A 24,680-nucleotide genomic window follows, 5' to 3' on the forward strand; every position below is an offset into this window, starting at 1 on the left:
ACAATCATGCCTGAGCGGGCGGCTGCTTCATGACGTAGCCGCGCATGGAGGCCATAATTGCGGCCACACTTTGCTCCCTGGTCCGCTCCGGGTTGTACGTCTGGCGGTCCAGGCCCACCACGAAACAGGCCCCAAAAATTGCCGTTTCGAGGCTGCCCCGGGATACGGCGGGATCCACGGGATAGACGGCGGCGACCCCGTCGATGGCAGAGCCAATCACCGCGAGCAGGCGTCCGCGGAGCTCTGCGAAGGTGTCCTGCCATTCACTGGGGGTGCGCCAGTTTTCGCTGACCCAAAGCCGGGCGAAGGACGGGTACTCGGCCATGAAGTCCATGGCCTGGCCGATCATCTCCTCCATGGCGGCGAGGGGATCGGCGGAGTCGTCCCGGACGCTCAGGAGCCGTGCCATGAGGATGTCCACCCCGTGGCGCAGCAACTGGGCGATCAGGTCCGACTTGCTGCCAAAGTTGTAATACACCGTGCCCTTGGACACCCCGGCCGCCGTGGCGATCTCGTCCACCGTCACGCCCGCCGCGCCGCGCTCACCGATCAGTTCCATGGACGCCTCGAACAGTTTCTGCTTCGTGGCGTTCGTGCGGGCGGGCCGGAGCTTCTTCTCCGCGTCCCCGGAACCTGCCGGGCTGCCGCCGCTTTGGCTGGTGGTCATACGGCGATCTCCGGTTTCAGTGTCTTGAGGGTCCAATACTTGTTCTTCCGGACGGCAACGGTTGACATTGCCAGTCCCAGCAAAGTGTAGCCAACCAGTCCCAGCATGGTGGGCAGGATGATGGCGAGGTCCGCGCCGTAGATCAGGTGTCGCATGCCGCTGACCACATAGCCCATCGGCAGGATCTGGTGCACCACGTGCAGCGGCTCGGGCGTGGTCTGCCACGGGAAGGTACCGCCGGAGGACACCAGTTGCAGCACCAGAAGGATGAGGACTACGAGCTTGCCGGGCGAGCCCAGCAGCGCCACCACACCCTGGATGATTGCGCTGAACGCCATCGCGGCCGCCAGCATGAGGAACCACATAAGCACCGGGTGGGCGGGGTCCAGTCCGAGCCCCACGTCCACCACCAGGGTCAGCAGGCTCGCCTGCACTGCGGACACCGCCAGGAACGGAAGCCAGCCGCCGACGGCGATCTTCCAGGCCGGTGCATTGGAGGCCAGCGCGCGCAGGGTGACCGGGCGCATGGCCTGCACCAGCATGAAGATGCCGATCCACAGGGCCAGCGTCAGGAAGAACGGCGCCAGCCCGGCGCCATAGGACCCGGCCTTGGCCTGCGAGACATTGCTGACGGCGACCGGATCCGCCATGACCTTGGAGAGGCTGTCCTTCTGGGCGTCGTCGGGGTTGGGGACCTTCCCCGCGCCCCGGGCGAGTTCCGCGGCGAGCGTTCCCGCTCCGTCGGAGGCCGTCGCCGCGCCGCTCTCCAGCTGCGCCGCGCCGTCGTCGAGTTTCTGGGCCCCCTGCAGGAGCCTGCCGGCGCCGTCGACGGCGTTCTGCTGGCCGGCGGCGAGGGCCGCAGCACCGCCGGCGAGCTGGTCCGCCCCGGCGGAGGCCTTGGCGACGGCGTCGCTGAGGGCGGGCGCGGCGCCGGCCAGCTGGGAGGCGCCGTCGCTGACGGCGGCGGAACCGTCGGCCAGCTTCTGGACTTGCGCGGCGGCGGCCTGCAGTTTGGCGGCGGAGGAAGCGGAAGCTGAACCGGTGGCCGCGGGCGGCGCGGGGGTGGCGTCGACGTCGGCCACAACCTTGTCGGCCTGCTCCTGGCTGAGGACACCCGCGGCGACCAGGCGGCTGGTGGACGCCACCACCCGGCTCCGCTGGCCCTGCGCAGCGGCTTGCTGCGCGGCCTGTTCCGCGGCCGCGAGTTGTCCGGGAATGGCCTGCACCTGGGCGTTGAGCGCGGCGTTGCCCGCAGCCACCTGGGCGGCGCCGTCAGCCAGCTGCTGTGCATTGGCGGGCAGGGCTGCCGTCTTGTCCTTGAGCTGGGTGAGGCCGCCGCTGAGCTGCCCGGCTCCGGCGCTGAGCGACGTGGCGCCGTCCCCGAGCTTGACCTCGCCGTTGTAAAGCTCGGTGGCGCCGGATTTGAGCTCGCCGGTGCCCTGGTGCAGGGTCACGGTGCCGTCGTGGAGCCGGGAGACGCCGTCGGCGAGCTGGCCTGCGCCATCGGAGGCCTTGAGCATCTGCGTATGGATGGTGCCGAATCCGGTGAGGAGCTGGTTGGCGGTCTCCTCGCCCACCTCCTTGGCGACCGTTGTGTGCACCGCGGTGGTCAGTTTGTCCACGATGGTGCTCAGGAGATAGTTGTTGGCATCGTTGGTGGTGACATTGAGCATGGCCTGGTTGGCGGCGTCAAAGCTGCCGGGGGAGACCAGGTTCGCGGAAAAGTCCTTTGGAATTTTCAGGGCGAATGCGTAGGTGCCGTTGCTGACGCCCTGGTCCGCCTCCTCGGTGCTGGCGACCGTCTTCCAGTTGAAGACGTGGCCGTCCACCAGGCTCTCGGCCACCTTCCGGCCGGCCTCCAGCCGCGTGCCGTCGGCGGACGCAGCACCGGAGTCCTGGACCACCAGGGCCGCATCGACCTGGTTCAGCTTGCCGTAAGGATCCCAGTTGGCGTAGAGGTACACGGCGCCGTAGAGCAGCGGAACGAGGGCCAGGGCCAGGATGGTCAGCTTGGGAAGCAGCCCGCCGGTCATTCGTTTGAGCTCGGAGCGGGCCAGCCGCAGCACAGTCACTTTGCGTCCTCGGTTTCGAGGAGGAGGGTTCCAGAGGGGAGGGATTCGGGCAAGAAGGTTTCGGGTTCGGCTTGCGGGACGGCATTGCCGATCACGGCGGCGGGCCCGGCCCAGCCGTCCGGAAGACGGGTGACGGTAGCGACGACGGCGAGCGGCCGCCCGGCGTCGTGCGCCAGTTCCTGCAGCCGCGGCAGCCAGTCGGCAGCATCGCCGCTGTGCCGGTCGGGGGAGTCCACCACGAGGAGATCGGTGTTCGGATTGGCGAGGGCGAGCGCCGTGAGCAGCTCGGTCCGCCGGCCCGCCGGCAGCTGCTCGGTCCAAAGCCCGGCGATATCTTCGAAATTGTTGAGCCTTAGCCAGGCCGTGCTGCGCGCGGCGCCGCGGTGGCGGCGCGGAATCAGGGCCAGATCCTCGGCGACGAGGTCGTGGACGCTCAGGTGCTGTTCGGGCTCGTTGACGCCGGGGGAGTCGACCACGCAGCTCGCCTGCCGGAGCACCTTGATCCGGGCATGTCCGTCCCAGTTCACCGTCCCCGCGGAGGGCTTCATGCGTCCGCTCAAGGCCAGGGCAAGGGCAGTCCGCTGGTCCTGGCGGACACCTTCGACCAGCAGGAGGTCCCCGCGTGCGGCCTCCAGCGAGGTGGGCGGCAGCAGGTCATCCCGCCGGCCGGTCACGGAGAGCTGTTGTACGCAGAGCAAGGCGGGCCTTTCGCAGAAACGATGTCCACTCAAGGCTAACTAAACTGACCAGTCAGTTCAAATAGAATGCGGGCGTTGTGATGAACGCGACGTGCCGGCAGGGGAGGCCTGGGCTCCCGTGCCGTGCGTCTTCGGCTGGTTCAGAGGCCGTACTCCTCCAGCAGGCGGAGCCAGACCTCGCTGATTGTCGGATAGGAGGGCACCGCGTGCCACAGGCGGTCCAGCGGCACTTCCCCCACCACCGCAATCGTGGCGGCGTGCAGGAGTTCAGCCACATCCGGGCCGGCGAACGTGGCGCCCAACAGCACCTTGCGGTCCTCGTCGATAACCAGCTGCGCCCACCCCTCGTAGTGTTCGGCGTGCAGCGAGGAGCCGGCCACTTGGATGGGAAGCTCCACGGTGGAGGCCCGGAAGCCGTCATTCTCCGCCTGCGCAATGGTCCGGCCGACATTCGCCAGCTCCGGGTCCGTGAACACCACATTCGGCACGGCATGCTCATATGCCGTCTGGGCAAAGCGGCTCCACGGTGCCGGCTCGCCGGTGAGTTCGCCCTTGGCCCGGGCGGCAATGGCGTCTCCGGTGGCCCGGGCACCGTACTTGCCCTGGTGGGTCAGCAGGGCCCGTCCGGCGGCGTCGCCGATTGCGTAGAGCCACGGGTTGCCGGACACCTCGTTGTCAGTGGCCTGGTGGACTAGGCCGGTGGAATCGGTGGTGAGCCGCAGGGTCCCGCCCTCGGGTGCCGCGAGCCCGACGCTGTCCAGTCCGAGCCCCTCGAGAGCGGGGTGCCGGCCAGTGGCGACGAGCAGCTTGTCCGCCGTCACCGTTTCGCCGTGGGCCGGTCCGTCAGCCGGGCCGGTCTGGGGGCCGCCGTCGAGCACGACGGTGAGGGAGCCGTCGTCGTTCTCGTGCACACTGCGCGTCCCGGTATGCAGGCGGAGGTCGACACCGTCAGCGCGCAGGCCGGCCGCGACAAGGTCGGCGGCCTGTTCCGGGAAAATGCCCAAGAGGCCGCCGCGGGCCACGAGAGTCACGGACGCGCCAAGGCGGGCATAAGCCTGGGCGAGTTCGACGCCGGCAACTCCGCCGCCGAGCACCGCAAGCCGCGCAGGGACCGCACGGGCGGAGGTCGCCTCCCTGGTGGTCCAGTACTCGACGTCATGAAGCCCCTCGACCGGCGGCTGGTTGGGGGCGGACCCCGTGGCGACCACCACGGCGTGCCGGGCCGTCAGCACGTAGCTGTTGCCGTCCAGTCCTGCCACCTCGACCTGCCGCGGAGCGGTGATCCAGCCGTGCCCGCGGATCAGTTCGATCCCGGTGTCCTCCACCCACTTGACCTGGCTGTCGTCCTGCCAGTTCGAGGTGAAGTAGTCCCGGCGCTTCAGGACGGCTGCCGGATCCAGGGTGCGGGTGACGGCTTCCTGGGCTCCGGGCACGGTCTGCGCCCCGTGCAGTGCCGTGCCTGGACGTAGGAGCGCCTTCGACGGCATGCAGGCCCAGTACGAGCACTCGCCGCCTACTAGCTCCGCCTCGATGAGCACCGCAGTCAGGCCGCCGCGGACCACCCGGTCAGCCACGTTCTCGCCCACGGCGCCCGCGCCGATCACAATGACATCGAATTCCCGCAGAAGCTGTGCCGTCATGGCACCAGCCTACGCCGGGGCCCTGGCGGGATCCGGGGGCGCTCCCGGCGCCGGCGGTGTTGCGTTCCGCCGTAATGTGCCGGTCGGAACTCTTTGCAGGAGGGGGGACGGTCGCTACTGTTGGGACCATACTTTGGGGGAGGAGGCGGCCATGGCCGCACGCAACATGACAACGGGCCCGGCCATACCGCTGGCGAGGTTCAGTGCTCAGGCCCGGCTCCGGGCACTTCAGTCGGACATCCTGGAGCTGATCCTGGAGCGCGACCTTGTTCCCGGGGACCCGTTGCCGACGGAGAGCGAGCTCACTGCAGCCCTCGGCGTTGGCCGCAACACCCTGCGGGAGTCCCTGAAGGCGCTCCAGGCGCTGGGCGTCATTGAGATCCGCCACGGCTTCGGTATGTTCGTGGCGCCGAGCAATTTCGAAGCCCTGACCGACGGGCTCACCTTCCGGGCCCGGCTGTCGCTGCGCCATCAAGGTGAGGAAGCGCTGCAGCTCGTGGAGGTCAGGCAAGCACTCGAATCCGGCCTCGTCGGCGCTGCCATGGACCGGATCACCGCGGAGCAGCTGGCCGCCGTGGAGGAATCCGTGCAGCGGATGGAAGCGTTGGCTGCTGCCGGGGAGTCGTTCGTTGAGGCCGACGCGGAGTTCCACCGCAGGCTTTTCGAGCCGCTGAACAACGATCTATTGATCAGTCTGATGGACGTCTTCTGGAAGGTCTATCGCCGGATCCACCTCGAACTCGGCGGTCCGTACGCCGTCGACCTCCCGGCGACGGCTGCGCAGCACCGGGAAATCTATGAAGCTGTCGCCACCGCGGACAAAGCCCTGGCAGCTGAACGGCTCGGCACCCATTTCGACGCGATCCGCGACATCATCGCCCAGACCACGGACTGATCCCTGCCCCTTGGGCTGTTGCTGGCCCCTGGCTGTTGGCCCCTGCGGCTGCCCGCGCGCTTAAAACAGAAGGCGCTTAAAACAGAAGATCCGCCCCGGCGAACCGGAGCGGATCTTCTTCTTCTGTGCGCCCAAAGGGATTCGAACCCCTGACCTTCTGTTCCGTAGACAGACGCTCTATCCAGCTGAGCTATGGGCGCATTCTCGGCTCTTGGAGAACTTCTCGCTCCCCGAACCTCGAATTACTTTACGCGAGGCCGCGCCCAGTTACAAATCGAAGAGGGTGTAATCTGGCTGACTAGACCGGTCTACGTGACCTTAGTCACAAATAGGGCGCATGGCGGTGCGCCAGTTCCTTGAATTTCCGCGGTTTCTGATTTGTGCCGCGCAGGTCATCCCACGTCCGGGCCCGAAATGGGCCCTGCGCCGAGCCCTAGCATTTAGATCACACCACTGAACCCGAAGAAGGGAACCGTAATGGGAGATCTGGCGCGACTGCCGTTGCTTGAAAAAGCACCCACCACACATGCCGGTCTGCTGGCATGGGTAGAAGAGGTGGCTGAACTGACTCAGCCGGACCGGATCTACTGGGTTGACGGGTCGGAAGCGGAAAACACGCGGCTCACTGACGAGCTCGTTGCCGCAGGCACCCTGACCCGGCTGAACGAGGACCTCTTCCCCAAGTCCTTCGCGGCGTTCTCCGACCCGGCCGACGTGGCTCGCGTTGAAGAGCAGACCTTCATCTGCTCCAAGAATGAGCGCGATGCAGGTTTCACCAACAACTGGATGGCCCCGGCGCAGATGAAGGAAAAGCTGCGCGGCCTGTTCGCCGGCTCCATGCGTGGCCGCACCATGTACGTGATCCCCTTCGTGATGGGCCACCTGGACGCCGAGGACCCCAAGTTCGGCGTCGAAATCACCGACAGTGCCTACGTTGTGGCCTCCATGCGCATCATGGCCACTATCGGCACCAAGGTCCTGGACAAGATCACCGCCACCAACGCGTTCTTCGTCCCCGCACTGCACTCCCTGGGTGCCCCACTGGCCCCCGGCCAGACTGATGTCCCGTGGCCCTGCAACCCGGACAAGTGGATTGTCCACTTCCCGGAGGAGCGCTCCATCTGGTCCTTCGGCTCCGGCTACGGCGGCAACGCCCTGCTCGGCAAGAAGTGCTACGCCCTGCGCATCGCCTCGGTGATGGCACGCGACGAAGGCTGGCTTGCCGAGCACATGCTCATCCTCAAGCTGACCTCGCCGGAGAAGAAGAACTACTACGTTTCCGCCGCCTTCCCGTCGGCCTGCGGCAAGACGAACCTCGCCCTGCTCGATCCGACGATCGAGGGCTGGAAGGTCGAAACGCTCGGTGACGACATCACCTGGATGCGGTTCGGCAAGGAAGGCGAACTCCGCGCCGTCAACCCTGAGGCCGGCCTGTTCGGCGTGGCTCCGGGCACAGGCTGGGGCACCAACCCCAACGCGATGCGCGCCATCGCCAAGGGCCACAGCATCTTCACCAACGTCGCCCTCACGGACGACGGCGGCGTGTGGTGGGAGGGCATGACCGAGGAAGTGCCCGCGCACCTGACCGACTGGCAGGGTAACTCCTGGACCTCCGATTCGGACAAGCCCGCTGCCCACCCGAACTCCCGCTTCTGCACGCCGATCGACCAGATCGACATGCTGGCCGAGGAGTACTACAACCCGGACGGCGTGGAGCTTTCCGCGATCCTGTTCGGCGGCCGCCGCAAGACCACCATCCCGCTGGTCACCGAGGCACGCAGCTGGTCCAACGGCATCTTCATGGGCTCCACGCTGTCCTCCGAGACCACTGCCGCGGCTGCCGGTGCTGTCGGCGTTGTCCGCCGGGATCCGATGGCGATGCTGCCCTTCATCGGTTACGACGCAGGCGATTACCTGAACCACTGGGTCAACCTGTCCGCCAAGGCCAACCCGGAGCGCCTGCCCAAGATCTTCCTGGTCAACTGGTTCCGCCGCAATTCCGAGGGCGGCTTCGCGTGGCCCGGATTCGGGGACAACGCCCGTGTCCTGAAGTGGGCCATCGAACGCCTCGAGGGCAAGGCCGACGCCGTGGAGACCCCCATCGGTTTCGTCCCCACCGCTGACGCGATCGACCTCACCGGCCTGGACATGACCCCGGCCCAGGTTGAAGAAGCTGTCCGGGTTGATCCGGCCGAGTGGGCCACCGAGCTGGCCTCCATCGAGGATTGGTTCGCCAACTTCGGCAGCTCGCTGCCCGATGCGCTGCAGGCCGAGTTGGACGGCCTGAAGACCCGCATGGCCGTTCAGCAGTAGAAACAGTTCAGCAGTAGCAGTCGGCACTCAGCGGCAACGACGGCGGTCCCGCACCTTTCAAAGGTGCGGGGCCGCCGTTTCCCGTTCCGGCGGGCCCCGCCGGGACTTAGGTCCCTAGGCCGCATCCGAGCGGGCCCCTAGGCTTGTCCGCATTCCATCAGCCGGGCCGGCCGCCGACTGGAGAGGACGCTGGGAGGCACTCCGGGCGGATGTTGCCGTGCCCCCGACCTGCTCGCGGCCAGCGAGACTTCAGGAGTTCAACATGTTTGTCAACGACGACATCCATGCATTGTCCAGGGCGGTCAGCGGTCCGGTCGTGTTGCCGGACAGCCCCGAATTCGCGGAGGAGACTTTCGCCTTCAACGTCGCAACGGTGCACCGGCCCGACGTCGTTCTTGGTGCCGTAGATGCCCAGGACGTCGCGGCCGCGGTGAAATGGGCGGCGGAACACCGGCTGCCCGTGTCCGTCCAGTCCACCGGGCACGGTGCCGAGTCAGCGATCGATGGCGGCCTGCTCATCAACACGCGGCGCCTGCAGGATCTGCACATCGACCCGGTTGAACGCACCGCACGCGTGGGCGCCGGAGTGAAGTGGCGCACCGTCCTGGAGGCGAGCGTGCCGCACGGATTAGTTGGATTGCACGGCTCGAGTACTGACGTGGGCGTCGTCGGGTACACGGTAGGCGGTGGGCTGCCCGTGCTCGGCCGCGCCCACGGCTTCGCGGCGGACCACGTCCGCAGCATGGATATCGTCACCGCCGACGGCGCGCTGCGGCGGATCGACGCCGACGCCGAGGCCGAGCTGTTTTCACTGATGTGCGGGGGCAAGGGCAACTTCGGGATCGTGACCGCACTCGAGTTCAGCCTCTTTCCGGTCAGCGAGTTCTACGGGGGCGGCATCATCTATCCCGGGGCGGATGCGGCCACGATCCTGGCTGCCTTCCGTCACTGGCTGCCCACACTGCCCGATCATGCGTCGCCGTCGGTCTCCCTGCTGCGTCTTCCGGACATGGACTTCGTACCCGAGCCGATGCGGAACCAGTTCGTCGTGCACCTGCGCTTTGCCTTCCTGGGGAACCGCGAGGACGGCGACGCGCTGCTTGCCCCGATGCGCGCGGTCTCGACACCACTGATGGACACGGCCGGGCCCATGAGCTACCTCGACGTCGACCAGATCCACATGGACCCGGCGGACCCGCTGCCCTTCACGGACGGCGGCACGCTCCTGAAGGACTTCGGCGACGAGACTGTTGCGGACCTGCTCGAGCTCGCCGGGGACGGTTCGGATTGTCCGCTGCTGCTGGTGGAGATCCGGCCGCTCGGTGGGGCACTGTCCCGGGCAGCGGCGCCGTCCCGGCCGGGCGCGCTCCCGGATGCGGTGTCGGGGCGGGACGCGGCCTTCCTGCTGTTCCTCGTCGGCTTGAAGGTGCCGCCCATCGCGGAGGCGGTAGCGGCCTCCATCCGGGAGATGCTTGCCGCGATGGCGCCCCACTCAACCGGATACACGCTGGTCAATTTCCATGGCGAGCCGGGCGACGAGGCCGACCGGGCCAGGGCGTGGTCTCCCGCGGTTTACGAGCGGATGCGGTCCGCGAAGTCCACTTACGACCCGGGCAATCTCCTGCGCTTCGGCCACGCGATCACCGGGGTGCCTGCCGCGGGATGATGTTCAGCGAGGTTCCGTCCGGGAACCGCGCCACTTACACGACAGCGGGCCCGCATCCTTTCGCAGGATGCGGGCCCGCTGTCCTTGCCGGCGGTGGGGACTTAGCTGGCGAGCCAGATGTCCGGGCCGAAGACCTCGTAGTGGATCTTCGTGGCCGGGATGCCGGCGTTGATGGCCTCGTTGCGGATGTTCTTCATGAACGGCAGCGGACCGCACAGGTACAGGGAGGCGTTCGCGGGCAGGTCCACTTCGCGCAGGGACATGAAACCCGCGTTCGAGCCGGCCTGCGGTTCTTCGAGCCAGAGTTGCAGGTCGGCGCCGTCGAGGCGTTCGACGTCGTCCGTCATCTGGGAGCGCAGCGCCCAGTTGTCCAGGGTGCTTTCGGCGTGCAGGACCAGGACCTGGCGGTCCGAGCCGGACTCGGCCAGGGAGCGCAGGATGGATGCCGTGGGGGTGCAGCCGATGCCGGCGGAGGCCAGGACCACCGGGCCGTCGCCCTCCTTGAGCGTGATCTCGCCGTAGGGGTTGGAGATTTCGATGACGTCGCCAACGCTCACGTTGTTGTGCAGGACGGGGGAGACCTCGCCGCCGTCGTCGAGCTTGGTGGTGAAGCTGCGGCTCGTCCCGGCGTCGCCGGAGAGGGAGTACTGGCGGACCTGGCGGAGCCCGTCCGGCAGCGTGACCTTGACGCTGACGTACTGGCCCGGGAGGGCTGCGGTGATGGGGGTGTCGTCGGCCGGTTCCAGGGTGAAGGTCATGGACCCGGTGCCGGCGGGGGTCTTGGCGGCAACCTTCCAGGGGGTCCACATCTCGCCGTTGGCCTGGGCGGCGTAGAGGCCCTTCTCGAGCTTGATCAGGGCGTCCGCCATGAGCCAGTAGACCTCGGTCCAGGCTTCGGCGATTTCCGGGGTGATGACAAGGGCCAGGTCATCGGCGATGGCGGCGAAGAGGTGTTCATAGACCACCTGGTACTGCGGCTCGGTGATGCCGAGGGAGGCGTGGCGGTGGGCGATGCGGGACAGTACGGTCTCCGGCAGGGTGCCCGGGTTGGTGACCAGGTGGCTCGCGAAAGCGGCGATGCTTCCGGCCAGGGCCTGCTGCTGGTTGCCCGAGCGCTGGTTGGAGCGGCTGAAGAGCCCGTCCAGCAATTCGGGGTGGGCGGCGAAGAGGCGCGCATAGAACTTGGGGGTGATCTCCCCGATCCGGGAACCGACCAACGGCAGGGTGGCCTCGATGACGGGGAAGGATTTGTCCGAGAGCATGTTGACTCCTGAGATAGAGGCCCGGGGGTCTTCAACCGGACCGCGATGCAAATACTGTCATGTAAAATACGAGTATTTACAACACATTTCTACACGTTGTAGAAATGTGAGGCAAATCGGCCTGGTGGGTTCGGTTGGATTCGGCGGAGTTCGGGGCCGGGAGCCCGGGGCGCAGCCCGATCGCCGCAAAGACGGGTGTCATCTGCCGATACGTCGGCAGCGAGGCGATGATGATCCCGTCGAGTTCGCGGTAGAAGGCCTCGCGGGCCCGGGCAAGCGCGGACCGGAGTTGGCATTCGGTGATGAGCGGGCAGGTCCCGCCCGCGGCGACGCAGTCGGCCGGGTCCTGGCGGGTGTCGAGCTGCCGCAGCAGCTGGCCAACCGTCGCGGTCCGGCCGGCGCTGCTGAGCCGGGACCCGCCGTTGCGACCGCGTTCGACGTCGATCACGCCCAGTTCGCGCAGTTTCGCCATCGCCTTGCTGACATGGTTGTAGGGCGTCTGGACGGCGTCGGCGATGCTCTGGGTGGTCAGGAGTGCGCCGTCGGGAGCGGCCGCGAGCACCATCACGGCTCGCAGGCTCACATCAGCGAAGGCATTGATCTTCATATCCCAGCCTAATATCCCCAGCTTGCGGCCGGTCTAGTCCACCCAGACGGCAGGTTCGTTGGTATCTGCGGCGAGCTGGCCGAACTCGAGCTCGTGCGTCCCGGAGTTCGGGGCGTACGGCAGGACCGCCGCGAACAGGGAACCGTCCTGGTGCTCCGCGGCGACGTGAATGGCATCCGAATCTTCCTCGAGCAGCGTGATGTCGCAAACCACGGCGGCGGCCCGGAATTCCTCCCGGTGCTGCCGGAGCAGCTCGTGGAGGTCCCGGATCATGGCGTCCGCGTCGAAGTCGGCGTCCGATCCGTCGCTCGCGTCCGCCGGGGTCACGGCAACCAGCCGGACCTCGCCGTCGTTCTGCACCACCAGGGCGAAGGGCAGGAAGCCGCCGTTGCGCTCCAGCTGCTCCTGCGCGGCGCCGACGCCGGTGCCGAGCAGGTTCTCCAGGTCCGTGGCGCTGGCGTCCGGCACGGACTCGCGCCAGGAACCGGTGTTCGGGGATTCTTCGGGGTGGGCGGCCACGGCTAGCCCCGGACCAGCGCCAGGACGCGGTCGCGGACGCGTTCCATGGTGGCGGTGTCCGCGGCTTCGACGTTGAGGCGCAGGAACGGCTCGGTGTTGGACGGGCGCAGGTTGAACCAGTAGCTGCCGTCCGCGGCGATAAAGGTGCTGCCGTCGAGGTAGTCGACCTCGACGTCGTCGTCGTGGAAATCCTTGCGGACCCGTTCGACGGCGGCGGTCTTGTCCTCGATTTCCGAGTTGATCTCACCCGATGACTGGTACGGCTCGTATTCGCGGCCGAGCTCGGAGAGCGGGCCGTCCTGTTCGCCCAGGGCGGCAAGGACGTGCATGGCCGCCAGCATGCCGGTGTCCGCATTCCAGAAGTCGCGGAAGTAGAAGTGGGCCGAGTGCTCCCCGCCGAAGATGGCTCCTTCCGCGGCCATGACGGCCTTGATGAAGGAGTGCCCCACGCGGGTGCGGACGGGCCGGCCGCCGAGCCGTTCCACGAGTTCCGGAACCGCGCGGGAGGTCAGCAGGTTGTGGATGACGGTGGGCGTGTCTTCGCCGAGGCCCTGGGCGCGGGCGATTTCGCGGCGGGCCACCATGCCGGTGATGGCCGACGGCGAGACGGGCTCGCCCTTTTCGTCGATCACGAAGCAGCGGTCGGCATCGCCGTCGAAGGCCAGACCGATGTCCGCGCCATGCTCGAGGACGGCGGCCTGCAGGTCGCGCAGGTTTTCCGGCTCCAGCGGGTTGGCCGGGTGGTTCGGGAATGATCCGTCGAGCTCGAAGTACAGCGGCACGATCTCCAAGGGGAGCATGGGCAGCAGGGCATCGCCAAGCACCGCCGGGGTGGTGAGGCCGGCCATGCCGTTGCCGGCATCCACTACAACCTTCAGCGGCCGTGAACCGCGCAGGTCCACCAGGCCGCGCAGGTACTCCGAGTAGCCCTTGAGGACGTCCTGCACGCCAATCAGGCCAATGCTGCCGGCCGCGGGGATGGTGCCGGCGTTGAGGTATTCCTCGGCGCGGGCCTGGATTTCCATGAGTCCGGTTTCGGAGGAGATCGGCACGGCGCCGGCCTTGGCCATCTTGATGCCGTTGTATTCGGCCGGGTTGTGGCTCGCGGTGAACGTGGCGCCGGCAGCGTTGAGGGCGCCGCACGCGTAGTAGAGCTCGTCGGTGGAGATCAGGTCCAGCAGCTGGACGTTGGCCCCGCGCGTGGCCGCACCGTTGGCGAAGGCCTTGGCGAACTCGGGGGAGGAGGGGCGCATGTCCCCGCCCACCAGCACGGTCTGCCCCGCGAGCTCCAGGACGTCGACGAAGGCAGCCCCGACGGCTTTGACGATCTCCGCGGTGATGGATTGCCCCACGATTCCGCGCACGTCATAGGCCTTGAACGAGGTCGAGAGGTCAAAAGTCTTTGTCTTGTCCGTAGTCACGCGTCTTATCTTACGTTGCGGCCCTGACGCCCCGAGCTGTGTCCACACGCTGGGATTGTGCACATAGCGGGTCCCTGGCTTCATGGCTGTCGGAGGGGGCTGGGATACTGAAGCAATGGCCAGTAACCAGAACGCCCTTTCCAGCACCGCCCTAGCCGACACCACACTTTCCGGCGCAGCCCTTTCTGACAGTGATCTGCCCGGAACCGCGTCCCCGACCCGGGAACAGGCCCAGACTGTGCTGCGGGAGCTCGTGGGCCACCCTGCGGCGGAGTTTCATGACGGCCAGTTCGAGGCCATTGAGGCCCTGGTCGACGGCGGCAGGCGGGCCCTGGTGGTCCAGCGCACCGGCTGGGGGAAATCGGCCGTGTATTTCGTCGCCTCGCTGCTGCTGCGCCGCCGCGGCGCCGGTCCCACCCTGATCGTGTCCCCGCTCCTGGCGCTCATGCGCGACCAGGTCGCCGCCGCGGCGCGGGCCGGGGTCCGGGCGGTCGCCATCAACTCGGCGAACCAGCTGGAGTGGGACACCGTCCGCGAGCAGCTCGCCGCCGATGAAGTGGACGTCCTGCTGGTTTCGCCGGAACGCCTCACCAACCCCTCCTTCCGGGAAAACCAGCTGCCCGAGCTCGTGCGCCGGACCGGGCTGCTGGTGATTGATGAGGCCCACTGCATCTCGGACTGGGGCCACGACTTCCGCCCCGACTACCGGCGCATCGCGGACCTCATCACGCAACTCCCGGACACCGTGCCCGTGCTTGCCACCACCGCCACAGCCAATTCCCGGGTGGTGCATGACATCGAGGAGCAGCTCGGCAAGGACGTGCTCACCATCCGGGGCGCCCTGGGCCGGGATTCGCTCCGGCTGGGCGTCCTGACCCTGCCCGATTCCCGCGAACGGCTGGGCTGGCTGCTGACCCACCTGCAGGACCTGCAGGGCAGCGGCATCATCTACACGCTCACGGTGTCCGCGGCCGAGGACACTGCCCGCCTCCTGGCCGAAGCGGGGCACGAGGTGCTCGCGTACACCGGCCGCACGGACCCCGCGGACCGCGAACGCGCTGAGCAGCTCCTCAAGGACAACCAGGTCAAGGCGCTCGTCGCCACATCCGCGCTCGGCATGGGCTTCGACAAGCCGGACCTCGGCTTCGTGGTGCACCTTGGCGCGCCGTCGTCGCCCGTGGCGTATTACCAGCAGGTGGGTCGCGCCGGGCGTGGCGCGGCGAACGCCGACGTCCTGCTGCTGCCCGGTTCGGAGGACCGCGACATCTGGCAGTACTTTGCCACCGCATCCATGCCGTCCGAGGAAAAGGCTGCCGCCGTCCTGACGGCCCTCGCCGAGGCCGGAACGGCAGTGTCCACAGTGGCGCTCGAGGCCCGGGTGGACCTGCGCCGCACCCCGCTGGAGCTGCTGTTGAAGGTCCTGGCCGTGGACGGCGCCGTCGAACGCGTCGGCGGCGGCTGGCGCTCCACGGGACAGCCGTGGAACTACGACGCCAAGCGGTACAGCCGGATCGCCGAGGCCCGGGTAGATGAGCAAGACTCGATGGTCATCTACCAGGACACCGCCGGCTGCCGGATGGAATACATCACCTCGGTACTGGACGACGAAACAGCCCGCGCCTGCGGCCGCTGCGACAACTGCGCGGGCCGCTGGTTCCGGGCCGACATCGCCGAGGACGCCACGGAGACCGCTGGGCAGACCCTTCGCCGGGCCGGCGTCGTCCTTGAACCGCGGCTGCAGTGGCCCAGCGGTATGGACCGGCTGGGTGTGCCGGTCAAGGGCAAGATCAAGCCGGATGAAGCCCTGGCGGACGGCCGGGTGCTGGCGCGCCTGACGGACCTTGGCTGGGGCGGGGCCCTGCGCGAGGCCTTCGCCGCCGGTGCACCCGACCGGCCCGTGGACCCCGGCATGCTGCAGGCCTGTGTCCAGGTGCTCCGGGAATGGGGCTCGGCAGATGCCCGGACCCCGGGCTGGAGCGGGGCCGGCCGGCCCGCCGCGATCATCAGCCTGCCCTCCCGCGGGAAGCCGCTGTTGGTGGACTCCCTGGCCCGCGGAATCTCCGAGATCGGCCGCATCCCGTATCTCGGCCAGCTGCAGCTCAACCACGGCGGACCCACCGGCGGCCGCGGCGGGAACAGCGCCTACCGGCTCGCCGGAGTCTGGGACCGCCTGGTGGTGGGGCCGGAGCTGGAGGAAGCCCTGGCTGGAATCCGGGGCCAGAGCGTCATGCTGGTGGATGACCTCGTGGACAGCCGCTGGACCCTGACCATCTCCGGGCGGGCCCTCAGGCTCGCCGGCGCCGGCGCCGTTCTGCCGCTGGTGCTGGGCCAGGCCGGCTGACCTCCGCGCCGGCGTGGCGGGGGAGGGCCAGGCTGTCCAGCGTGCTCAGGAGCATCAGGACCGCGATGGCCACGAACGCTGCCCGGTACGGCGCCGCGGGATCGCCGGAGACCCCCGTGGATCCTGCGTGGCTGCTTGCCTCGAAGACCCGCAGCAGGAGTGCCCCGACAGCGATCCCTGCCGCGGTGGAGAGCTGCACGAGTGTGGCGGAGACGGCGTTGGCGGACGGCAGTTGGGCCGGGGCGACGTCGGCATACTGGACGGATGCGTAGGCCGAGAACCCGATCGAGCGGAACGCTCCGCTGGCCACCAGCACGGCGATAATCAGCGGTTCCGGCGTGCCGGCGTCGATCAGCGCGCACAGCGCAAAAGTGGCGGCCGAGGCCAACGACGCGAACACCAGAACGGGTTTGAACCCGAAGCGCCGAATCAGGGGCGTCGTAGCGGGCTTGATCCCGATGTTCCCCACGAACACCGCGGACACCATCGCCCCGGCGCGCAGCGGATCCCAGCCGAAACCGATCTGGAACATCAGCGGCAGCAGGAACGGCACGGCGCTGATGGTCAGACGGTACACAAAGCCTCCCGTCGCCGTCGCACGGAACGTCCGTGCGCCGAAGACGGACAGATTGAACAGCGGCGTGCTGGCCCGTCGCATCCAGGCCGCGGCGGCGGTCAGAAACAGCAGGCCAACTACGATCCCGGCGGCCGCCAGCAGTCCGGAGTCAGGGCCGCCGGTCAGTTCCAGACCGACCAGCAGGGAGCCCACCCCGAGCGTGGTCAGGGCCAGGCCGAGCCAGTCGAGGCGCCGCGTGCTGTCGCCGCTGACGGTGGGGACCAGGCGCAGCGCGGCCACGAACGCTGCCACGCCCAGTGGGAGGTTGACCAGGAAGATCCAGTGCCAGGACAGGTAGGTGGTCAGCGCTCCGCCCACGAGCGGGGCGAGGACCGGGGCCAGCAGCCCGGGCCACACCAGGAAGGCGGTGGCCCGCAGCAGCTCCTTCTTCGGCGTTCCGCGGAGCACCACCAGCGTGCCCACAGGGACCATCATGGCGCCGCCGGCACCCTGCAGGACGCGGCTCAGGGTCAGCATGGTGAGATCCTGGCTGAGCGCGCAGAGCAGCGACGCCGCCGTGAAGATTGCGATGGCGAGACAGAACACCCGGCGGGCACCGAGCCGCTCCGCGAGCCAGCTGCTGAGCGGGATGCCCATCGCCACCGTCATCAGGTAGGCCGTCATGGTGATGTTGACGTCGGCGGCCGGCACGCCGAAATCGGCGGCGATACTGGGTATGGCCGTGGTCAGGACGGTCCCGTCGAGGAATTCCATGAAGAACGTCGCGGCCACGAGGAGGGCCAGCCGCGGGCTCCAGCTGCCCTCGGCAGGGACGGCGCGCGACGAGGCTTTCATGCGCGTGTCTCCGAGTCCCGGTTCACCCGTTGCGGAAGGGCGGTTCCGACTCCAACACGGCCATGGCAGCGTTGTGCCCGCCGATGGCACTGACGGCGCCGCCGCGGCGGGCACCGGAGCCGCAGAGCAGGATCTGCGGATCGTCTGTCGCCACGCCCCAGCGGCGCGCCGGGGTGTCCAGCGGTTCGCCGTCCTCCACGAACGGCCAGTCGAGGCCGCCGTGGAAGATGTTGCCCCGGGGCATGCCGACGGCACGTTCAATGTCCAAAGTGGTCTTGGTTTCGATGCAGGCCCGCCCGTCCTGATCCGTCAGGAGCAAGTCCTCAATGGGCTCGGCCAGGACGGAGTTCAGGGAGGCCAGGACGGCCGCCTGCAGCTCGGCGCGGCGGTCCTCGTTGTTCTCGGCCGTGACCAGCCGGTCCGGGACATGCAGACCAAAGACGGTCAGCGTCTGGGCGCCGGCGGCCTGCAGTTCCGGGGACAGGATGCTGGGGTCGGTCAGCGAATGGCAGTAGATTTCGCACGGCAGCGGCGAGGGCACGGACCCGGCAGCGGCGGTGTTGTAGGCGTCGTCGAGCTGGGACCACGTCTCGTTGATGTGGAACGTCCCGCCGAACGCGGCCTCCGGGCTGACGGATCCGTCCAGCAGCCGGGGGAGCCGCTTCAGCAGAAGGTTGACCTTGACCTGCGCGCCCTCGCGGCGATGGTTCGGGTTGCCGGCGGCGCCTGCTGGAGTGGCGGCAGCGCCGGTGGCAGGCCCGTCGCGCAGCCGGCTGCGCAGTCGGTCGAGGACGGCCGGCGCTACATTGGACAGCACCCACCGGGCGGAAGACGAATGGTCTTGGCCGCCGTGGCGGTAGTCCACGACGCCGCCGGGCCGGACGGCCGTGACGTCCGCGGAGGTCAGGATGGTCGCGCCGGCGTCGCGGGCGGCCCGCTCCAGCTCGCCGGATACCGCGCCCATGCCGCCGACCGGCACGTCCCAGTCGCCCGTCCCGCCGCCGATCAGGTGGTACAGGAAACAGATGTTTTGCTGCAGGTCCTCGTCGTCGGCCCGGGCGAAGGTCCCGATTAGCGCATCCGTCAGGACCACGCCGCGGACCAGGTCGCTGCCCAGTTCCCTGCTGATGGTGTGTCCGATGGGGTGGTCGATCATGGCCTCCCACGCCTCGGCGGCGCCGGCCCGGGCGGCGAGGGATCGCGCTTCGGACCGTCGCAGCAGCGGTGTGGTCATGGTGGGCCAGAGGGCTTCCGTGAGCTGTCGGCAGGCGGCGTAGAACGCGGTGAAGGCATGGAACTCGCCGTCGGGCGCGCCGACGGCGGCGAAGGACGCCGCTGTGGCGGCCTCGTCGCCGTTGTCCACCAGCAGGGCCCGGCCGCCGTCCGAGGGGTCCGGGGTGTAGGAGGAATAGCGCCGCCGCGCCAGCGTGATGCGCAGGCCGAGGTCGTCGATGATCTGCTGGGGCAGGAGGCTGACGAGGTACGAGTAGCGCGAAAGGCGGGCGTCGACGCCGTCGAACGCGTGCGCGGACACCGCGGCCCCGCCGGGGTGCTCCAGCTTTTCCAGGACCAGGACCTCGCGCCCGGCCTGGGCCAGGTACGCGGCCGCGGCCAGGCCGTTGTGGCCGCCGCCGACGATGATGGCGTCAAATTCCTTGTTGCTCGACATGGGCCTATCCTGCCATCCGGATCCGCCTGCGGGCGTGAGGCGTCCGGCCACCGGACGGGCGCCGGGTTTGCTGCCGGTCCCGTCGCAGCGTTGTTCCGGCGCCGCGGATGCAGATCAGGGCGGATGAACGACGCCGATCCGCCCTGATCTGCCGGGAGCAGGCCCGGCGCGGGCGAGGCCCGGACCCGCGGCCAGTGTGCCCCGGGAACGCAAAAGGCCCCGGTTCAAGGACCGGGGCCAAACGCGGAGACGGGGGGATTTGAACCCCCGGTGGAGTTGTGCCCCACACTTCATTAGCAGTGAAGCCCATTCGGCCGCTCTGGCACGTCTCCAATTGCTATTAACTAGCCAACCAAGGATACGCAGAAGGTGCCACGCAGTGCAAAACGGCCCGCCCGGGACATCGCGGGGTCACTTCAGGCCCATGACGGCCGCCGGATGGGCGCGGAGTGACCCCGTGTTGCTTGTCGCTGTCGGGACTGCGGGATCAGGCCTCCTGGCCGGCCAGGGCCCGCCACAGGAAGTGCTGGCTGCGGCTCTGCAGGGCCGCGGCCTGCCGGTTGTCCGAGGCCCCCGCGTGGCCGCCCTCGAGGGCTTCGTGGAACCAGACATTGGGGATGCCCATGGCCTGCATGCGGGCCGCCATCTTCCGGGCCTGGACCGGTCCCACCCGGTCATCCGAGGTCGCCGTCCAGATGAATGCCTCCGGGTAGTCCACGCCGTCCTTGAGCAGGTGGTACGGGGAGAACGTCTTCAGGAACTCCCACTGCTCGGGGACGTCGGGGTCGCCGTATTCGCCAATCCAGGAATAGCCCGCGGAAAGTTTGGTGTACCGGCGCATGTCCAGGAGCGGGACCCCGCAGGACACGGCGCCGAACAGCTCCGGGTACTGCGTGAGCATGTTGCCCACCAGCAGGCCGCCGTTGGAGCCGCCCACGCAGCCGAGCCGCTCCCGGGAAGTGACGCCGCGGGAGATCAGGTCCTTCGCCACGGCGGCGAAGTCCTCGTACGCCCGGTGGCGGTTGCCCTGCAGCGCGGCGCGGTGCCAGGCCGGCCCGTACTCGCCCCCGCCGCGGATGTTCGCCACCACGTAGACACCGCCGCGGCGGTGTGGGGCCTCACCCTCGGCCCCGCTGGAGTCCGCGGTGCGCCGCTCCAGCCAGGCCCGGCCGATCGCGCCGCTGTAGGCCGGAGTCCGTGAAATCTCGAAGCCCCCGTAGCCGGACAGCTGGGTAGGGTTCTGGCCGTCCAGCACCAGGTCCGTGGCGGCCACCTGGAAGTACGGAATCTTGGTGCCGTCGCTGGAGACCGCGAAGTGCTGCTGGACTTCGTAGTCGGCCTCGTTGAAGAACGACGGCGAGGTCCGGATCACCTCGTGCGTGCTGGACACGGAGTCACTGTCGCGCGTGAGTGTACCGCGGGTCAGGGTCGTGGGCGTCGTGAAGCCGGTGGCCACGAGCCAGAAGTCGTTTCCTGCGCCCGGCGCCTCGCCCTCGGACACCGAGGCGGCGCCGCCGGTGCCGTCGTCGTCCGAGCCTTCGGCGTCGTCTTCGTCATCCACCGCGAAGGCATTGACGTCGTGCAGGGGCGGGCAGGCGTCCAGCACGGTGGCCTCCCACGCGGCGTCGGTACCCGGGCGCCGCGGATCCAGGACGTGGATTTCCGAGGACACGTCCCGGAGCAGGTTCAGCAGCAGGAAGTCCCGCGTCCAGCTCCAGGACTGCAGGGAGGTGTGCGGATCGGGCGTGAAGAGCACGGCGAGGTCCCGGGAGCCGGCGAGGAAGTCCTCGAACCCGGCCGCGAGCAGGGAACCCGCCGGGTGGGTGGTGCCGTTGACGGTCCAGTCACGCTGCGGGCGGAACAGCAGCCATTCGCGGTGCGAGCTCAGGTTCACGTCGGCCGGCACGTCGATCTGCACCCACTGACCATCGCGCAGCACCGAGGTGTTCTTCTCGAAGAAACTGATCCAGTCCACGGCAAACGTGCGTTCGAAGCCCGGAGTGGAGTCGTGGGCCACGATCGCCATCATGTGGTCCTCGGGAATGTCGAACAGCTGCTCGGCCTGCGCCAGGGAGGCGCCCCGGCGCAGCTTCACGCCGGTCCGGGCATAGGACGAGGTGGTCCGCGGCAGGTCCTGGGCGGTGGTGGCGACGAGCAGGGTGTCCTCGTCCAGCCAGGAGGCGTTGCCCTTGCCGGTCGGGAGGTCGAAGCCGCCGTCGGCCGGGTCCACGAAGCCGCGGGCCTCGACGTCGAACTCCCGGTGGCGGTTCGCGTCCCCGCCGTCGGGCGAGAAGGCCAGCAGGGCCCGCCGGTGGGGTTCACCCGGGGCCGGGCGGAGGAAGTTGGCGCCGTGGAAGACCCAGTCCTGGCCTTCGGCGGCGGCGAGGGCGTCGACATCCAGCAGGACATCCCACTCGGGAGTCCCGGCCCGGTAGCTGTCCCAGCTGGTTCGCCGCCACAGGCCCTTGGGGTTGTCCCGGTCCTTCCAAAAGTTGTAGTACCACTCGCCGTGCTTGCCTACCATGGGGATCCGGTCGGTGGAGTCGAGGACCTCCAGGATCCTGCCTTCCAGGGCGGTGTACTCGGCATCTTCGAGGAGCTCCTCGGTGCGGGCGTTCTGTTCACGGACCCACGCCAACTGCTCCTGGCCGTAGATGTCCTCCAGCCAGATGTTCTCGTCGACGGGTCCGGGGGAAGTCCCTGCAGCCGGGAGGGCGCCGGTGGCTTGGCCGGACGCGGACGGGTGGTCAGCTTCTGTGGTGGTCATTTTTCCATCCAAGAACATCGGTGCGGCAGTGGCAAGTCACGCGGAGGTCAAGCCGGCGGCCGGGTTGCCGATACGCTGGATGCCGTGGGCATATCGCGAAGCATCCGGACGGCAGTGATAGGCGCCGGTCCCCGGGGCACGAGCGTATTGGAACGGCTCCTCGCCAACTGGGCCGCCGCCGGCTCCGCGGGAACCCTGCACATCGACGTGATCGACCCTTACCCGGCGGGCCCGGGGCACGTCTGGCAGCCGGGACAGTCGCGGCTGTACCTGATGAACACACAGTCCTTTTATCCCACCGTTGTCCCCGAGGACCGGGAGCTCGCTCCGCCCCTGGCCGGGCACACGTTCGACCAGTGGCGCGAACTCCAGCAAGGGCGCCCGCACCCAACACTGACTGACGAGGAACGCGCCGAGGTGTCCGGGCTCGGTGAGACGGACTTCCCCAGCCGGGCCCTGTACGGCCGTTACCTGCGGTCCACCCTCGAGGAACTGCTCACTGTGCTGCCGGCCGGCGTCAGCGTGGACTTCCACCCGGCGACGGCGACGTCCGTCCGCCACGCCGCCGCGGAGCCGGCCGATCCGGCGGCCGCGGAGGTGGAATTTGCCGAACAGAAGCAACAATCGGCGCGGTTCGACGTCGCGCTCGACGACGGCACGGTACTGACCGTCGACTCCGTGGTGCTGGCCGTGGGCCATCTCGACGCGCGGTTGAACGCCGAACAGCGGGAGCTGCTCTCCGCGGCGGAAGAACTCGGACTCCTATACTTGCCGCCGGCGGCGCCCGCCGACGTCGACTGGTCCGTGGTGCCGGCCGGAAAACCTGTCCTGGTGCGCGGCATGGGCCTGAACTTCTTTGACGTGATGGGACAGCTGACGGAAGGGCGCGGCGGCCGGTTCGTTGCCGAGGAGAGCCACGGTGAACTGACGTATCTGCCCTCCGGCCGCGAACCGCTCATCATCGCCGCCTCACGCCGCGGCACCCCCTACCGGGCGAAGGCGACGCTCACCGGCTACTACCCGGGCGCGGTCCAGTTGCGGTACTGCACCGAGCACGCGATCGCGAAGTTCGCCGACTCCGGAATCCGGCCCTCATTCGACTTCGACATCTGGCCGCTCCTGCACCGGGATGCGATCTGGGCCTACTACTCGACGCTCGCGCGCTCGCAGCCCGATGCCATCCTGACCGGTCCATCCGAGTTCCTGCGCGCCCTGGACGAGTCCCTGCGGCCGCACGCGCATTCGACCGCGAAGTGGCAGAACGCCACGGAATCGGTGATCTCCGTCCATGTCCGGGCAGCCCACCGTCTGGACCTGCTGGGCCTCGCGGCGCCCCTGGCCGGGCGCTCGTTTGACTCGCGGGCTGAACTGGACGCCGCCGTCGTCGACTACCTGCTCGACGACGCCCGGCGCTCGGCACTTGGCGAGGACGACCCCGTGAAGATGGCGATCGGCGCGCTGCACCACGGCCGGGCGGTAGTGAAGACCGCTGTGGCCGACAGCGGCATCACGGACGAATCCTGGGTCGCGGGTCTCCGGGGCTGGTTCGAATCCTTCGTGGAAGGCCTGGCGAGCGGGCCGCCGGCGTTGCGCGCTGCGCAGCTCGCGGCGCTGGCGCGGGCGGGAGTTGTACGCTTCGTGGGCCCGGACCCCAAGTTCGGCGTGGATCGCCGGGCCCGGACGTTCACTGCGGCGTCGCCCTGGGTGGGCGGCGGAACCGATGAAACCGCGGGTGAACAGTCAAAGGGTGCCGGAATGTATGGCGCCGGCCTGGACCGTGTTGGCGTGGGCTCGGTTGGCTCGGTTGGCTCGGTTGGCTCGGTTGGCTCTGTTGGCGTTGGCGGTGACGGCGGCGCCGGTTTGCGGAGCGCGGGAACGGTGAGGGCGCAGACGGAGAACGCCGTGGCGGGCGCGGTGTCCGCGACGGCGATGATCGAGGCGCTGGCACCGGCCAACCGGGTGGCCGTCAATTCCTCGCCTCTGCTGGAACAGCTGCTCGCCGAGGGGCTGGTGCGGCCGCGCCTCATGATGACCGTGGAGGGAACCCCCGTGGAGACCTCCGGGCTCGACGTCGTCCCGCATCCGTATCGGCCGCTGGGTGCCAACGGGTCCGTGACGCCGGGGCTCTACGTGCTGGGGCTCCAGCTCTCCGCCACGCAATGGGGCACGGCCATCGCGGCCGAGGCCCGGCCGAAGTCCGGCCCCGTTTACCGCAGCGGCCAACGCACCCTGCGCGACGCCGACGAGATCGCCCGCGACATCCTGGCCCACTAGCCCTCCCGCTCCCGCTCCCGCACTAGCCCACTAGCCCGCCCTCTCCCGCTCTCAGGAATGGGCGTGTGCCGTGGCTCGCCCGCCTCCGAAAAATGGACATGCCCTCCCTTGGGACTGAACTGGTCCCCGAAAGTTGGACTGGCCAAATAAGATCCTAGGCCGCGAGGGCCTGGGCCCGGTATTGCACCGGGCTCAGGCCCTTGAGCTTTGTCGAGATTCTTTCGGTGTTGTACCAGCGGATGTATTCGTGCAGTGCCGCTGCCAGTGCGTCGGTGCTGAGGAACCGGACATGGTGGAAGAGCTCTTCCTTGAGGTGACCGAAGAAGTTCTCCATCACCGCGTTGTCGTAGCAGTTGCCCCTGCGGGACATCGATTGAACCGCGCCGGCGCCCTCCAGAAGAACGCGCCAGGAGACGTGCCGGTACTGGAAGCCCTGATCCGAATGCACCAGCGGCTGC

The 24,680-nt window shown here is 68.6% G+C and carries 17 protein-coding genes and 2 tRNA genes; 5 read left to right on the plus strand and 14 right to left on the minus strand.

The features are described from left to right. Positions 1-4: 4 nt before the first annotated feature. From BLS42_RS15055 to BLS42_RS15070, 4 genes are all read right to left on the minus strand, one after another. Complete coding sequence (locus BLS42_RS15055; RefSeq protein WP_090582532.1) at positions 5-667, minus strand: TetR/AcrR family transcriptional regulator; 663 nt, start codon at positions 665-667, stop codon at positions 5-7. Next, positions 664-2,739, minus strand: a complete 2,076-nt coding sequence (locus tag BLS42_RS15060; protein WP_090582534.1) for a YhgE/Pip family protein — start codon at positions 2,737-2,739, stop codon at positions 664-666. The genes BLS42_RS15055 and BLS42_RS15060 overlap by 4 nt, the downstream gene beginning before the upstream one ends. Then, complete coding sequence (locus BLS42_RS15065; protein WP_143019215.1) at positions 2,736-3,437, minus strand: ABC transporter ATP-binding protein; 702 nt, start codon at positions 3,435-3,437, stop codon at positions 2,736-2,738. Before BLS42_RS15065 ends, BLS42_RS15060 begins: the two co-directional genes overlap by 4 nt. 140 nt (positions 3,438-3,577) lie before the next feature. Beyond that, entirely contained in the window at positions 3,578-5,077 is a 1,500-nt protein-coding gene (locus BLS42_RS15070; protein WP_090582536.1) for a dihydrolipoyl dehydrogenase family protein, read from the minus strand. Positions 5,078-5,243: 166 nt separating this feature from the next. On the opposite strand from BLS42_RS15070, the gene BLS42_RS15075 reads away from it, so the two are divergent. Then, positions 5,244-5,972 carry a FadR/GntR family transcriptional regulator gene (locus BLS42_RS15075; protein ID WP_090582589.1) on the plus strand — a complete coding sequence of 243 codons (729 nt, stop codon included), beginning with the start codon at positions 5,244-5,246 and terminating at the stop codon, positions 5,970-5,972. A 126-nt stretch (positions 5,973-6,098) separates the two neighbouring features. Here the strand turns inward: BLS42_RS15075 and BLS42_RS15080 are convergent. Further along, positions 6,099-6,172: transfer RNA gene (locus BLS42_RS15080), tRNA-Arg, on the minus strand. A gap of 277 nt (positions 6,173-6,449) precedes the next feature. Here BLS42_RS15080 and BLS42_RS15085 point away from each other — a divergent pair. Further along, positions 6,450-8,285: a phosphoenolpyruvate carboxykinase (GTP) gene (locus BLS42_RS15085; protein ID WP_090582538.1), complete on the plus strand. Its 1,836-nt coding sequence runs from the start codon at positions 6,450-6,452 to the stop codon at positions 8,283-8,285. A gap of 262 nt (positions 8,286-8,547) precedes the next feature. Further along, complete coding sequence (locus tag BLS42_RS15090; RefSeq protein ID WP_090582540.1) at positions 8,548-9,951, plus strand: FAD-binding oxidoreductase; 1,404 nt, start codon at positions 8,548-8,550, stop codon at positions 9,949-9,951. A gap of 101 nt (positions 9,952-10,052) precedes the next feature. Here BLS42_RS15090 and BLS42_RS15095 read toward each other — a convergent pair whose 3' ends face one another. The 4 genes from BLS42_RS15095 to BLS42_RS15110 form a co-directional block, all read right to left on the minus strand. Continuing rightward, positions 10,053-11,213 carry a globin domain-containing protein gene (locus BLS42_RS15095; RefSeq protein WP_090582542.1) on the minus strand — a complete coding sequence of 387 codons (1,161 nt, stop codon included), beginning with the start codon at positions 11,211-11,213 and terminating at the stop codon, positions 10,053-10,055. Positions 11,214-11,289: 76 nt separating this feature from the next. Next, on the minus strand, positions 11,290-11,820 hold the full coding sequence (locus tag BLS42_RS15100) for an RrF2 family transcriptional regulator (RefSeq protein WP_090582544.1): 531 nt from the start codon (positions 11,818-11,820) through the stop codon (positions 11,290-11,292). 33 nt (positions 11,821-11,853) lie between these two features. Then, positions 11,854-12,339: a hypothetical protein gene (locus tag BLS42_RS15105; RefSeq protein ID WP_090582546.1), complete on the minus strand. Its 486-nt coding sequence runs from the start codon at positions 12,337-12,339 to the stop codon at positions 11,854-11,856. 2 nt (positions 12,340-12,341) lie between these two features. After that, complete coding sequence (locus BLS42_RS15110; protein WP_090582548.1) at positions 12,342-13,760, minus strand: phosphomannomutase/phosphoglucomutase; 1,419 nt, start codon at positions 13,758-13,760, stop codon at positions 12,342-12,344. Between the two features lie 115 nt (positions 13,761-13,875). Between BLS42_RS15110 and BLS42_RS15115 the strand changes: the two genes are divergently transcribed. After that, the gene (locus tag BLS42_RS15115) at positions 13,876-16,101 is read left to right on the plus strand and encodes a RecQ family ATP-dependent DNA helicase (RefSeq protein WP_090582550.1); all 2,226 of its coding nucleotides are present in this window, start codon (positions 13,876-13,878) and stop codon (positions 16,099-16,101) included. Here BLS42_RS15115 and BLS42_RS15120 read toward each other — a convergent pair. The 4 genes from BLS42_RS15120 to BLS42_RS15135 all read right to left on the minus strand — a co-directional run bounded on the left by BLS42_RS15120 (position 16,046) and on the right by BLS42_RS15135 (position 21,948). After that, complete coding sequence (locus BLS42_RS15120; protein WP_090582553.1) at positions 16,046-17,512, minus strand: MFS transporter; 1,467 nt, start codon at positions 17,510-17,512, stop codon at positions 16,046-16,048. The two genes, BLS42_RS15115 and BLS42_RS15120, sit on opposite strands and share 56 nt — an antisense overlap. Positions 17,513-17,534: 22 nt before the next feature. Further along, a complete protein-coding gene (locus tag BLS42_RS15125) occupies positions 17,535-19,181 on the minus strand; it encodes a phytoene desaturase family protein (RefSeq protein WP_090582555.1) in 1,647 nt (548 codons plus the stop codon). Positions 19,182-19,425: 244 nt separating this feature from the next. Continuing rightward, positions 19,426-19,513: transfer RNA gene (locus tag BLS42_RS15130), tRNA-Ser, on the minus strand. Positions 19,514-19,668: 155 nt separating this feature from the next. Next, positions 19,669-21,948, minus strand: a complete 2,280-nt coding sequence (locus tag BLS42_RS15135) for a prolyl oligopeptidase family serine peptidase (RefSeq protein WP_090582557.1) — start codon at positions 21,946-21,948, stop codon at positions 19,669-19,671. An 84-nt stretch (positions 21,949-22,032) separates the two neighbouring features. Here BLS42_RS15135 and BLS42_RS15140 point away from each other — a divergent pair, with 84 nt between their 5' ends. Then, complete coding sequence (locus BLS42_RS15140) at positions 22,033-24,222, plus strand: FAD/NAD(P)-binding protein (RefSeq protein ID WP_090582559.1); 2,190 nt, start codon at positions 22,033-22,035, stop codon at positions 24,220-24,222. A 154-nt stretch (positions 24,223-24,376) separates the two neighbouring features. On the opposite strand, the gene BLS42_RS15145 is transcribed toward BLS42_RS15140, so the two are convergent. Beyond that, positions 24,377-24,680, minus strand: a 304-nt coding sequence (locus BLS42_RS15145) for an IS3 family transposase (protein ID WP_143019216.1), incomplete at its 5' end; no start/stop codon positions are given.

This window comes from Arthrobacter sp. ov407, assembly GCF_900102895.1.
Taxonomy (GTDB): domain Bacteria; phylum Actinomycetota; class Actinomycetes; order Actinomycetales; family Micrococcaceae; genus Arthrobacter.